Source organism: Micromonospora sp. NPDC047812 (assembly GCF_040704175.1).
In the GTDB taxonomy this organism is placed as follows: Bacteria; Actinomycetota; Actinomycetes; order Mycobacteriales; family Micromonosporaceae; genus Micromonospora.
Genome location: NZ_JBEYRY010000003.1, coordinates 294,008 through 306,467 on the forward strand (window position 1 = coordinate 294,008; position 12,460 = coordinate 306,467).

General features: G+C 72.3%; 12 protein-coding genes. 5 read left to right on the forward strand and 7 right to left on the reverse strand.

Annotation, left to right across the window (positions count from 1 at the left end; translation table 11 throughout):
- Window positions 1-9 precede the first annotated feature (9 nt).
- Both AB0883_RS16385 and AB0883_RS16390 read right to left on the reverse strand, forming a co-directional pair.
- Window positions 10-405, reverse strand: coding sequence for a hypothetical protein (locus AB0883_RS16385; RefSeq protein ID WP_121400469.1), 396 nt, complete (start codon window positions 403-405; stop codon window positions 10-12).
- A 185-nt stretch (window positions 406-590) separates the two neighbouring features.
- Window positions 591-1,535, reverse strand: coding sequence for a cytochrome c oxidase assembly protein (locus tag AB0883_RS16390; RefSeq protein ID WP_366641982.1), 945 nt, complete (start codon window positions 1,533-1,535; stop codon window positions 591-593).
- 108 nt (window positions 1,536-1,643) lie between these two features.
- Here AB0883_RS16390 and AB0883_RS16395 point away from each other — a divergent pair, with 108 nt between their 5' ends.
- The 5 genes from AB0883_RS16395 to AB0883_RS16415 all read left to right on the forward strand — a co-directional run bounded on the left by AB0883_RS16395 (window position 1,644) and on the right by AB0883_RS16415 (window position 6,785).
- A complete protein-coding gene (locus tag AB0883_RS16395; RefSeq protein ID WP_088999167.1) occupies window positions 1,644-2,243 on the forward strand; it encodes a heme-copper oxidase subunit III in 600 nt (199 codons plus the stop codon).
- Between the two features lie 72 nt (window positions 2,244-2,315).
- Complete coding sequence (locus tag AB0883_RS16400; RefSeq protein ID WP_121400472.1) at window positions 2,316-3,149, forward strand: cytochrome c; 834 nt, start codon at window positions 2,316-2,318, stop codon at window positions 3,147-3,149.
- A 67-nt stretch (window positions 3,150-3,216) separates the two neighbouring features.
- The gene (locus AB0883_RS16405) at window positions 3,217-4,305 is read left to right on the forward strand and encodes a Rieske 2Fe-2S domain-containing protein (RefSeq protein ID WP_366641984.1); all 1,089 of its coding nucleotides are present in this window, start codon (window positions 3,217-3,219) and stop codon (window positions 4,303-4,305) included.
- A complete protein-coding gene (locus tag AB0883_RS16410) occupies window positions 4,302-5,933 on the forward strand; it encodes a cytochrome bc complex cytochrome b subunit (protein WP_366641985.1) in 1,632 nt (543 codons plus the stop codon). Before AB0883_RS16405 ends, AB0883_RS16410 begins: the two co-directional genes overlap by 4 nt.
- Before the next feature lie 177 nt (window positions 5,934-6,110).
- On the forward strand, window positions 6,111-6,785 hold the full coding sequence (locus AB0883_RS16415) for a DUF4142 domain-containing protein (protein WP_366641987.1): 675 nt from the start codon (window positions 6,111-6,113) through the stop codon (window positions 6,783-6,785).
- Window positions 6,786-6,907: 122 nt separating this feature from the next.
- Here AB0883_RS16415 and AB0883_RS16420 read toward each other — a convergent pair whose 3' ends face one another.
- The 5 genes from AB0883_RS16420 to AB0883_RS16440 form a co-directional block, all read right to left on the reverse strand.
- The gene (locus AB0883_RS16420; protein WP_088999172.1) at window positions 6,908-7,195 is read right to left on the reverse strand and encodes an Lrp/AsnC ligand binding domain-containing protein; all 288 of its coding nucleotides are present in this window, start codon (window positions 7,193-7,195) and stop codon (window positions 6,908-6,910) included.
- A gap of 36 nt (window positions 7,196-7,231) precedes the next feature.
- Window positions 7,232-8,080, reverse strand: a complete 849-nt coding sequence (locus tag AB0883_RS16425) for a sugar phosphate nucleotidyltransferase (RefSeq protein ID WP_366642243.1) — start codon at window positions 8,078-8,080, stop codon at window positions 7,232-7,234.
- An 89-nt stretch (window positions 8,081-8,169) separates the two neighbouring features.
- Window positions 8,170-8,712 carry an NUDIX domain-containing protein gene (locus AB0883_RS16430; protein ID WP_366641988.1) on the reverse strand — a complete coding sequence of 181 codons (543 nt, stop codon included), beginning with the start codon at window positions 8,710-8,712 and terminating at the stop codon, window positions 8,170-8,172.
- 52 nt (window positions 8,713-8,764) lie between these two features.
- Window positions 8,765-10,558 (reverse strand): RelA/SpoT family protein, encoded by a 1,794-nt coding sequence (locus tag AB0883_RS16435; protein ID WP_366642244.1) that lies wholly within the window; start codon window positions 10,556-10,558, stop codon window positions 8,765-8,767.
- Window positions 10,559-10,687: 129 nt separating this feature from the next.
- Window positions 10,688-12,442 carry a DEDD exonuclease domain-containing protein gene (locus AB0883_RS16440; RefSeq protein WP_366641989.1) on the reverse strand — a complete coding sequence of 585 codons (1,755 nt, stop codon included), beginning with the start codon at window positions 12,440-12,442 and terminating at the stop codon, window positions 10,688-10,690.
- Between the last annotated feature and the right edge of the window lie 18 nt (window positions 12,443-12,460).

A 12,460-nucleotide genomic window follows, 5' to 3' on the forward strand; every position in this document is an offset into this window, starting at 1 on the left:
CGGGGGACGTCAGGCGGGCGCGTGCGTCCGCAGCAGCTCGGCCACCGTGGTGCCGGTGGTCACCGGGTCGAGCGGGTGCACCAGGGTGGCGTCGACCTCGGCGTAGGCCGCGAGCCACCGGTCGGCGGCGCGGGCGATCACCACGCAGGTCGGGGGGGCGTCGGCCCGGTCGTCCTTGATCTGCCGGGCGATGCCGATGCCGCCGCCCGGGCTCGCCTCGCCGTCGAGCACCAGCAGGTCGATCTCGTAGTCGTCGACGAGCCGGACGCACTCGGCGTAGTCGGACGCCTCGACGAACTCGATCCGCAGGCCGGGCGCGGGGCGCGGGCCGACGGCGAGCCGCATCCGGTCGCGGACCTGCGGGTCGTCGCTGTAGAGCAGGACGGTGCAAAGACGATCGCTCATGCCGGCACTCCGCTTCGCTCCGTGCCGTCGTGCGGCACCATCACACTGAGCTTGTTGACTCGTTCGCTGCGGCTGGTCGGTCGGACTGGCGCCCACCTCGCAGCCGCCCGCTGATCGTACCGGTCGGTGTGAGGTGGGCGACGTCCGGCCGGTGGCGGTGCGCGGGGCGTACCGGCCGGTCCGGCTCAGGCGGTGGGCTCCACGGCACGCTGACGGGCCTCCTGGCGGTCCAGGTCGCGGTCGACGCGGCGGGCCTCCCGCTCGGCGTGGCGCATCCACTGCACGACCAGCACGGCCAGCATGGTCACGCTGACGAACTCGCCGCCGGCCCAGAGGATGCCGCCCGCGACCACCTGGTCCTGCCAGGGGTCCGACCAGGTCAGCCCGAGCGAGGGGTACCAGTCGCCGCCGAACAGCGTGCTGCTCTGCATGATGGTGAGCCCGAGCACGGTGTGGAACGGCACGGAGAGCAGCATCAGCAGCGCCCGCGCCGGGTACGGCCAGCGGCCCGGCAGCGGGTCGAGGCCGAGCAGCGGCCAGAAGAACACGCAGCCGGTCATGATGAAGTGCGCGTGCACGACCTCGTGCGCCCACACGTGCTCCAGCGTGTAGCGGTACAGGTCGGTGAAGTAGAGCGCGAACGGGTTCACCACGAAGATGGCGAACGCCACCAGGGGGAAGCTGTAGATCCGGGCGATCCGGCTGTGCACGACCGCCAGCAGCCGCCTGCGCGGTCGCGGCGGCAGGGTGCGCAGGGCCAGCGTCACCGGCGCGCCCAGCGCGAGGAAGATCGGCGAGATCATGGAGAGCACCATGTGCTGGACCATGTGCACCGACAGCAGCGCCGTGTCGTACGCGTGCAGGCCGCTGACGGTGACCGCCGCGATGCCGCCGAGGCCGGGGCCGAGGAAGAAGACCGTCCTGGCGACCGGCCACCGGTCGCCCCGGACCCGCAGCCGGTGCACCCCGTAGAGGTAGACGCCGGCGGCCAGCACCAGGCCGACGGCGAGCCAGCTGTCCAGCTTCGTCTCGGTGAACACCGAGGTCACGGTGAACGGCGGCGGGGTGGCCGCGGTCGCCGCCGGCGCGGCGACGGCGGCTGCGGCGGAGATCGGATCGGCGTGCAGCACGCTTTTCAGCCTAGGTCAGGCGAACCGGACTGCCCCGATCGGGCTGTGGATGCCACGGGTTTGGCCCCCCGCTGATCGCCGGCCCCGGTCAAGGGCAATAATGACCGCGTGACTGCGGCCCCAGCCATTGACAAGAGCCGGATCCACTCCCTGACCCGACCCAACATGGTCAGCGTCGGGACGATCGTGTGGCTCTCCAGCGAACTCATGTTCTTCGCGGCGCTGTTCGCGATGTACTTCTCCATCCGCGCGGCGGCACCGGAGCAGTGGGCGGAACACACCGTGCACCTCAACATCCCCTACGCGACCACCTTCACGGTGATCCTGGTGTTGTCGTCGGTGACCTGCCAGCTCGGTGTGTTCGCCGCCGAGAAGGGTGACGTGCACGCGCTGCGGCGCTGGTTCACGATCACCTTCGTGATGGGCCTGATCTTCGTCCTCGGCCAGCTCAACGAGTACCGCGAGCTGGTGCACGAGGGCATCAAGATCAACAAAGACGGTTACGGGTCGATGTTCTACCTGACCACCGGCTTCCACGGCCTGCACGTGGCCGGCGGTCTGGTCGCCTTCGTCATCTTCATGATCCGCACCACCATGGGCCGGTTCACACCGGCGCAGGCCACGTCGGCGATCGTCGTGTCCTACTACTGGCACTTCGTCGACGTCGTGTGGATCGGGCTCTACGCCATGATCTACTGGCTTCAGTGATCTTGGCGCGTCACGAACCGCGCCGCTGCTCCGTCCCCTGAGACAAGGTCCAACCGGTTAAGGACACAGGTCATGACTTCTGACAACGACCGCCGACGCGGTCTGCTCGCGCGGCTGCGCGAGCGGCCCGCGGCGCGCAGCAGGGGCCGCCGCCGGCTGGGTGCCGCGGTCCGGCTGTTCGCCGCGCTGATGCTGGCCGGCGGCGCCTACACCGTCTTCGCCCCCGGCGCGCAGGCGCAGGACACCCCGCTCACCGGTGCCGCCGCGGAGGGCAAGGCGCTGTTCGACGTGAGCTGTGTGACCTGTCACGGTCGCAACGCGCAGGGCGTCGAGGGGCGCGGGCCGAGCCTGATCGGCGTCGGCGCGGCCTCGGTCGAGTTCCAGGTCGGCTCCGGCCGCATGCCGATGGCCCGGCAGGAGGCCCAGGCCCAGCGCAAGCCGGAGCTCTTCACCGACGAGGAGACCCGCCAGCTCGCGCAGTACGTCCAGGAGCTCGGCGGCGGTCCGGTGGTGCCCGACGGTGACAACCTGCACGCCGACGGCAACATCGCCGCCGGTGGCGAGCTGTTCCGGATCAACTGCGCGCAGTGCCACGCCTTCGGCGGCGGCGGCGGCGCCCTGTCCTCCGGCAAGTACGCGCCGAGCCTGCGCCCGGCCACCGACCGGCAGATCTACGCCGCGATGCTGAGTGGCCCGCAGAACATGCCGGTCTTCGGCGACAACCAGATCTCCCCGGACCAGAAGGCGGACCTCATCGCCTACATCCAGGAGACCCTGAAGCACGACCAGGACCCGGGCGGCTTCAACCTCGGTCGGTACGGGCCGTCCACCGAGGGCCTGGCGATCTTCCTGGTGGGCATCGTCGCGCTCGTCTTCGCGAGCCTGTGGATTGCGGGCAAGTCGTGACCGGGCGGCTCATCCGATTCAGTGCCGTGGTGCCGCAGCGCGGCACCGCCCGTAGCGAGGTGACGGCATGACCACGCACACCGAGCACCAGGCCCAGCAGGGCCGGGAGCCGCTCGACGTGAACACCCCCGGGCTCAGCCAGTTCGACATCGTCCGCGAGGGCGCGCGCCGGGACGACATCGAGATCGTCCACTACGAGCCGCAGGTGGCGCCGGGCAGCAAGGCCGAGCGCCGGCTGACCCGTACCGTCGCGTCGTTCTTCCTGCTGACCGGCCTGGCGGCGACCGCCTTCCTGGTCATCTACATCTGGTGGCCGTGGGAATACCACGCCGGTAGCGGCGGCGACAAGTGGTACACCCCGCTGCTCGGCGTCACCCTCGGCGTGGCCCTGCTCGGCATCGGCTTCGGCATCCTGACCTGGGGCAAGAAGCTGCTGCCGAAGGAGGTGTCGATCCAGGACCGGCACGAGGGCGCCGTCGCCTCCGACGACCGGATCATCACCGGCCAGACCATGCTCTACATGGCCGACGAGCTGGGCGTGAAGCGCCGGCCGCTGCTCGGCATCTCGCTGCTGGCCGGTCTCGCGCCGGTCGGCGCGGTCGCCGCGGCGCCCCTGGTCGGCGGCCTGATCTCCCAGCCGCACAAGAACAACCAGATGTTCACGACCGGGTTCGCCCCGGCCGAGGGTGGCCAGAAGGTCCGGCTGGTTCGCGAGGACGGCCGGCCGGTGCGTCCGGCGGACGTCAGCACGGGTGGCCAGATCACCGTCTTCCCCGGCATCGACCACGGCGTGAGCAACCTGCACGCGGACTCGCCGACCCTGCTGATCCACCTGCGGGACTCCGACGCGCAGGAGTCGCGCCGGGCCAACGAGCGGGTCGGGCACGGCGACTACATGTGGGGCAACTACGCCGCCTACTCGAAGATCTGCACGCACGCCGGCTGCCCGGCGAGCCTGTACGAGCAGCAGACCAACCGCCTGCTCTGCCCGTGCCACCAGTCGCAGTTCCTGATCACCGACAACGCCCGGCCCATCTTCGGTCCGGCCAGCCGACGGCTGCCGCAGCTGCCGATCGAGGTGGACTCCGAGGGCTACTTCGTGGCCAAGTCCGACTACACCGAGACCGTCGGGCCCGACTTCTGGGAGCGGCCGTGAAGCGGCGCAAGTTTGACAAGGCAGCAGTGCCGGGGAACGTCGCCCGGGGAGTGGACGACCGCTTCCAGGTGGCCACCCCGCTGCGCCGGCTGCTGAACAAGGTCTTCCCGGACCACTGGTCCTTCCTGCTCGGCGAGATCGCGCTGTTCTCGTTCGTCATCCTGCTGCTGACCGGCGTCTTCCTGACGTTCTTCTACGAGCCGGCGATGACCGAGGTGGTCTACAACGGCAGCTACGCCCCGCTGCGGGGCACGCCGATGTCGGCCGCGTACGCCTCCAGCCTGGACATCTCGTTCGACGTCCGCGGTGGCCTGATCATGCGGCAGATGCACCACTGGTCGGCGCTGCTGTTCATGGCCGCCATCGTGGTGCACATGCTCCGGGTCTTCTTCACCGGCGCGTTCCGCAAGCCGCGTGAGACCAACTGGATCATCGGTTCGCTGCTGTTCTGGGTCGGCTTCCTCGCCGGCTTCACCGGCTACTCGCTGCCGGACGACGGCCTCTCCGGCACCGGCCTGCGGATCGCCTCGGCGATCATGCTCTCCATCCCGGTGATCGGCTCCTGGGTGACCTCGTCGATCTTCGGCGGGGAGTTCCCGGGCACCATCATCATCAGCCGGTTCTACATCGCCCACGTGCTGCTCGTCCCGGGCCTGCTGCTCGCGCTGATCGGCGCCCACCTGGGCCTGGTCTTCAAGCAGAAGCACACCCAGTGGCCCGGCCCCGGCCGGACCAACGGCAACGTGGTCGGCGAGCGGATGTTCCCCCGCTACGCGATCAAGCAGGGCGGCTTCTTCATGGTCGTCTTCGGCGTGATCGCGCTGATGGGCGGCCTGTTCCAGATCAACCCGATCTGGCTGTTCGGCCCGTACGAGGCGTGGGTGGTCTCGGCCGCCAGCCAGCCCGACTGGTACGTCATGTTCCTCGACGGCTCGACCCGCCTGATGCCCGCCTGGGAGATCAACATCCCGATCGGCGACGGGTACGTGATCCCGCCGCTGTTCTGGCCGACGGTCGTGCTGCCGGGCATCCTGGTCGGCCTGTCGACGCTCTACCCGTTCCTGGAGGCCCGGCGCCTCAAGGACACCAGGAGCCACAACCTGCTCCAGCGTCCCCGGGACGTGCCGGCCCGGACCGCCCTGGGCGCCATGGCGCTGGCGTTCTTCGTCGTGCTGACCCTCTCCGGCGCCAACGACGTCATCGCCGACAAGTTCCAGATCAGCCTGAACGCGATGACCTGGGCCGGCCGGATCGGCCTGCTCGTCCTGCCGCCGCTGGCGTACTACGTCACCTACCGGATCTGCCTGGGTCTCCAGCAGCACGACCGGGAGGTGCTCGCCCACGGCGTCGAGACCGGCATCATCCGGCGCCTGCCGGACGGCCGGTTCGAAGAGGTGCACCAGCCGCTCTCGGCGGCCGACGGGCACGGCGACGGCCACGGCGCGCTGCCGTACGCCGGCTGGGTCGTGCCGAAGAAGATGAACCGGCTCGGCGCCCTCGGCCCGGCCATCCGGGGCTTCTTCTACCCGATCGAGAAGCCGGCCGAGGCGCCGGTCTCGCCGGGGCACCCGCCGGTCGAACCCCGACCGGAGCGGGAGGAGATCGGCAGCGGCGAGAGCCGCCGCTGACCCGCGACACCTCGACGTGGCGCCCGCCGGAGTCCTCCGGCGGGCGCCACGTCCGTTTCCGTCCTCCGACGGTCCGACACGGGCGTGTCGGTCGGTCGCCTCCCCGACGGGGGATCGCAGGAATAACCCCGGTCAGCCGGGTATCCGTGCGATCCAACGTCTCAAGGGGGGGGAAGCATGTTGGGTATCAAACGCCTCGGCCTGCTGGCCGCGCTGGTGCTGGTGGGGATCGCGCCCGCCGCGGCGGCACAGGCCGCGGTGCAGCCGTCACAGCAGGACACCCAGTACCTGCAGGCCGTGCACCAGGTCAATCTGTTCGAGATCACCGCGGGTGACCTCGCCCAGCAGAAGGGCCAGAACCAGGGGGTCAAGGACCTGGGCGCCCGGTTCAAGACGGACCACACGCAGCTGGACCAGACGGTGCAGCAGACCGCGTCCCAGCTGGGCGTGGAGCTGCCGAGCGAGCCCACGGCGGATCAGCAGTCTGTCATCGACCAGCTGAACAACGCCAGCGGCGAGGAGTTCGACCGGCTCTGGGTGACCAGCGAGCTGGCCGGTCACGTCCAGGCCATCCAGGCCACCCAGACGGAGATCTCGCAGGGCTCCGAACAGTCGGTGGTCCAGCTGGCCCAGACCGCCCTGCCGACCCTGCAGGCGCACTACGACGCGCTGGTGCAGCTGGCGGAGCAGCTGGGCATCCCGGTGCCGCAGGCCAGCGCCAGCGGCACCCCGAGCCCGGGCGGCACGACGCCGGCCCCGGGTGGCACCACCGAGACCCCGGCTCCGGGCGGCACCACCGAGTCGCCGGCTCCGGGTGGCACCTTCGAGACGCCCGCTCCCACGCAGAGCTGACGTCCGCGCCACGACGGCCGGTCCATCCCCAGGGGTGGGCCGGCCGTTCGGCGTCCCCGGCGGGCCGCGCCGCCCGGCCGCCGCCCGCACCCGCCGCGCCGGTGGCGGCCCCGGCGCCCGCGTCAGTCGGCGTTCGCGAGGCCGATCGCGAACGCCTCCTCCAGGTCGTGCTGCGAGTACGCCCGGAAGGCGATGTGCGACTCGGTGTTGAGCACCCCCGGCACCTTGGAGATGCTGCCGGCGATCACCTGGGCGATCTGCTCGAACTCCCGGACCCGGACCATCGCGATCAGGTCGACGTGGCCGGCCACCGAGTAGACCTCGCTGACGCCGGGCAGGTTGGCCAGGTTCTCGGCCACCTCGGGGATCGAGTCGGTGGCGCAGTCGATCAGCACGATCGCGGTGATCACGGGGCATTTCTCCGTTCGTCGGCGTCGTCGCCCATGCTAGATGTTTCCCCGGCCCGGGGACGGCGGTGTGCCGGGGACGGTGAGGGCGGTGCCGGCGCGTACGGCGTCGCGCAACTGCTCGCCGGGGCCGACGGTGGCGCCGGGCCAGACGACCGCCCGCTCCACCTCACCGTGGACGACGGCGCCCGCGCCGACCACCGCCGAGCGGCAGCGGCCGGTCACCGTGGCCGTGGGGTCCACCAGGTTGCCGCCGCCCGCCGCGTGCAGGTTGGCCGCCAGGTAGTCGGCCGGCGTGCCGGTGTCGTAGAACGTGCCGGGGTACGGCACGACGGTCAGCGCGCCGGCCGCCTCCGCCGGGCGCCAGAGCGCCCGGACGAGGTCGCCGAAGCCGACCGGCAGCTCCCGCACCAGCCGCCACGGCAGCAGCGAGAAGCCGGTGAACACGTGGCCGTCGAAGGTGCCGGGCGCCGCCGGGTCGGCGGCGGGCTGGCCGAGCAGGCGTACGGAGTCGCCGTCCCAGTCGCGCAGCAGCGCGGCGATGTCGGGGCCCGGGGGGCGTGCCGGGTCGGCGAGGTAGGCGTCGGCGTTGCCGACGAGGACCCCGCGCCCGGCGATCCACTCCCGCAGGTTCGCCACCCCGCCGGCGGTGCCGAGCGGGTCGCCCGGCTCCACCGAGAGGTGGGCGCGGTCCCCGACGTGCGCGACGACCTGATCGCCGAGGTAGCAGGCGTTGACGGCGACCCGGTCGGGCCCGACCAGGCCGAGCCCGGCCAGCCGGTCCAGCGTCCGGTCGAGCAGCGGCACGTTGCCCACCGGGCAGAGCGCCTTGGGCAGCCGCTCGGTCAGCGGTCGCAGCCGGGTGCCCTCGCCGGCGGCGAGCACCACCGCGCAGAGCCCGGCCCCGTCAGCGCCCGGCGTCGTGCCGCGGCCGGAGTGGGCGGCACCGGCCCCGCCGCCGGCGGCGCGGCCGGGGCTCACGGCTTCGTGTCGGACACCGGTGGCGGGAACTGCCCGGCCAGCGGCCCGATGTCGTAGTACGCGAGCAGCCGGGCCGTCGGCCAGGTCAGCTTGGGCAGGTCGTCCAACGGGTGCCAGGCGGCCTCGTAGACCTCGGCGCCGTCGACCTTCAGCTCGGTGGTCGACGCCGGCACCTCGGCGGTGAACACGACGTCCACCCAGCCCTTGGCGTGCACCACGGCGTTCGGGACGGCGGGGCTCAGCTGCCGGGGCGAGAGCCGGATGCCGGACTCCTCGTGCAGCTCCCGGGCGGCGCCCACCACCGGCGCCTCGCCCTTCTGCAACAGGCCGGCGGGCAGGCCCCAGCCCTTGCCGGGCGGCTGGCGCAGCAGCAGCAGCCGGCCCGCGCCCTCGGCCTCGCTGTCCCGGACCAGGGTGACCGCGCCGACGATGTACTTCGGCACGGCCAGCCGGACCAGGCGGCGGCGTACCGGCAACGGCAGCCGGTAGAAGACCTGGTAGGCGATGGCCCGGCCGGTGGCGCGCGAGCGGGGGATCATGGGTCCAGGCTAGTGGCCGCGAGGAACGTTCGGACCACCCGGGCCGGAGCGGTCACTGCCGGTGGTCCACCAGGTCGATGAGCTGGCGTACGACCGTGTCCGGTTCGATCACCCGGTCGAACACCGCGACCAGCAGCGTCTCCAGGTCGGGATAGCCCAGTTCCTCCGACAGCCGCAGCAGCGGCAGGTCGCTGGCGAGGCCCCGGTCGTGCTTGCGCAGGGCCAGCCCGATGGTGGCCCGGCCGAGACGGACCTTGTCGGTGATGGAGATGCCGGGCTCGGTGTGCTCGGCGAACCAGCGGCTGATCTGCATCTGCGCCTGCGGCGACTTGACGAAGCCGAGCCACTCCCGGCGGGGGCCACGCGGGGCGACGTCGGCGTCGAAGCCGTTCGCCGCGTCGGTCTCGGTGAAGATCTCCACCACGTCGCCCTCGTCCAGCTCGGAGGAGAGGGGGGCCAGCCGGCCGTTGATCCGCGCCGCGAGGCAGTGGTCGCCCCGCTCGGTGCCCAACTCGTACGCGAGGTCCACCGGGGTCGACCCGGCGGGCAGGACGACCTGCCGCCCGTCGGCGAAGACCTGGACCTGCGCCTCGGCGAGGTCGCAGCGCAGCGATTCGAGGAACTGGGCCGGGTCGGCCGTGTCCTGCTCCCAGTCGAGCACCCGGCGCAGCCAGTCCAGCTGCTCCGCCCGGGCCGTGGCCGTGCCCCCGCCGGAGCGCGGGAAGCGGAAGTCGGCGGCGACGCCGTACTCCGCCGAGCGGTGCATCTCCTCGGTGCGGATCAGCACCTCCACGGTGCGGTTCCTGGGCCCGCAGACGCTGGTGTGCAGGGAGCGGTAGAGGTTGTTCTTGGGGGAGGCGATGAAGTCCTTGAACCGGCCGGGAACCGGCCGCCACAGGCCGTGGATCGCGCCGAGCGCCGCGTAGCAGTCGGTCGCCGGGCCGTCCACCACGATCGCGATGCGGGGCAGGTCGAAGGGGGCGCTGTGGCCACCGGCCACGGTGTCCTTCCAGATCGAGTAGAGGTGCCGGGGGCGGGGGGTCACCGCCGCGTCCACCCGGCTGCGGCGCAGGGCCGACTTCGCCCGGGCGACCACCTCGTCGAGGTACGCGTCCCAGCCCGGCCGGTCGTGCACGTGCCGGGCGATCCGGGCGTGCTCGTCGGGCTCCAGGTGCAGCAGCACCACGTCGTCGAGTTCGCGCTTGAGCGTCTGGATGCCGAGCCGGTCGCAGAGCGGGACCAGCACCTCCTGCGTCTTGCGGGCGATCCGCTCCCGGGACGCCGCGGACCGGACGCCCAGGGTGCGCATGTTGTGCAGCCGGTCGGCCAACTTGATGATCAGGACCCGGACGTCCTTGCCGGCCGCGATGATCATCTTGCGGATCGTCTCGGCCTCGGCGGCCTTGCCGTAGAAGGCCTTGTCGAACTTGGTCACCCCGTCGACCAGGTGCGCCACCTCCGGCCCGAAGTCCTCGGCGAGCGCCTGGAGGGTGTAGCGGGTGTCCTCCACGGTGTCGTGCAGCAGCGCGGCGACCAGCGTGATGGCGTCCATGCCGATCTCGGCGCAGATCTGGGCCACGGCCAGCGGGTGCGTGATGTAGGGCTCGCCGCTCTTGCGGAACTGCCCGCGGTGCATGTTCTCCGCGATGGTGTAGGCCCGGCGCAGCACGGAGGGCTCGGTGCCGGGGTGGATCGTCCGGTGGGTCCGGACGAGTTGGCTGACCGGGTCGGTGTCGGCGGTGGGCCAGCTCAGCAGCGCGCGCAGCCGGCGGGCCAGCGGCAGCTCGCCCGGTTGGGTCGGAAGGGCGCCCCCCAGGGCGGCGCCGCGTCCGGCGTCGACGTCCACGTGGGACACCTCCTCACCCCGGCTCCACGGCCGCCGACACCCGGCAACCGGGAGCAGGCCCACGAAACGGGCAGGACTGCACTTCTCTAACAGCCTAAGGGAGTGGAGGTAGTCCGATCGGTCACTTGGTCATGGGCGTTCGGTCGAGCTTTGGTGGGACGCGGCGTTCTCGGCCTTGCGTAGCAGGTCGCGGAAGCGGGCCGCGCCGCCCACCGGGGACGCCCAACCGGACGACATCTCCACCAGCCTGGTCTCCGGCCGCTCCAACCAGGACAGGATGCGTTCGGTCTCCTCGGCAGAGGCGCGCGGGACCGGGCCGTGGCCGGGCATGACGGTCTCGGCGGTCGCCCGGATCGCGGCGATCGTCGGTCGGGGATGGACACCGGGAGGTGAGACCCCCGCCCCGGCCAGCCGGCCGTGCCGCACCAGCGCCAGCTCCCAGCCGCCGTTGGCCGCCGGACGCGCGGCGGCCAGCTCGGCGATCCCGGTCAGCGCCGTCAGCCGTTGCATCCGCACGGTCGCCCGCAGCACCGCCGCCAGCCGGGACCGGGCCACCGCCGCCTCCTCGTAGCGCCGGGCGTCGGAGAGCGTGTCGATCCGGGCGAGCAGGGCGTCGACCACCGGCCCGGGGTCGCTCGCGGTGGCGGTGCGGAACGGCGCGACCGCGCGGGCGTCGTACTCCTCGGGGGAGATCCGGTGCTCGCAGGGCGCCGGGCAGCGACCCAGCTCGGCCAGCGCGCAGGCCGGCGTGACCGTGCGCAGCGAGAGCCGGTGGGTGCACTGGCGCAGCGGCACGGCGTCGTAGAAGCCGGCGGCGGCCAGCTCCGCCGCCCGCCGGGAGCTGAACGGCCCGAGGTAGGCGGCGTCGCCGGGGGAGATGGCCCGGACCACCGACAGCCGGGGGTACGGCCCGTCGGTCAGCTTCAGCCAGAGCACCCGCTCCGGGAACTTCGACCGCCGGTTGTAGGGCGGGGCGTGCGCCCCGATCAGCCGCAGCTCGCGGACCTCCGCCTCCAGCGAGTGGGCGCACTCCACCGCCTCCACCCGCTCCGCCGCGGCGAGCATCTCGGAGATGCGGGCCCGCTTCTCCGCTGCCGTGAAGTAGCTGCGCACCCGGGTGGCGATGTCGCCGGAGGTACCGACGTAGAGCGGCCGGTCGTCGGCGGCCCGGAAGATGTAGACCCCCGGCGCCTTCGGCAGCCCCTCGGCCAGGTGCCGCTTGCGCCGCTGGGTGGGGGTGACCGCCCGGGCGAACTCGATGGCGTCGCCGACGGTGTCGACCCGGTGCCCGCCCAGGCGGGCGATCAGCCCGTGCAGCACGTCGACGGTGGCCTTGGCGTCGTCGAGGGCCCGGTGGGTCGGCTGGGTGGTGGTGCGGAAGTAGGCCGCGAGGGTGCCGAGCTTGCGGTTGGGCACCTCGTCGCGGGTGAGCACCCGGCGGGCCAGCGCGGCGGTGTCGAGCACCCGCGGGTTGGGCCAGCGGTAGCCGTGCTTCGCGCACGCGGCCTTGAGGAAGCCCACGTCGTAGGGGGCGTTGTGGGCGACCAGCACGGCGTCGGTGATGAACTCCAGGAAGCTCGGCAGCACCTGCTCGATCGGCGGGGCCGGCACCAGCATGGCCTGGGTGATGCCGGTGAGCACGGTGATGAACGGGGGGATGGGCACGCCGGGGTTGACCAGGGTGGCCAGCACGCCCAGTTCCTCGCCGCCGCGCACCTTGACCGCGCCGATCTCGGTGATCCCGCCGCCGTCCGGCGCGCCGCCGGTGGTCTCCAGGTCGACCACCACGAACGTCGTCGCGTACAGCGGCAGCGCCGGGTCGATCCCGCCCGCGCCGGGGTCGAAACCGGCCAGCGGCTCCTGGACGTACTCGGTCTGTGCCATCGGCGGCACGCTAACGGT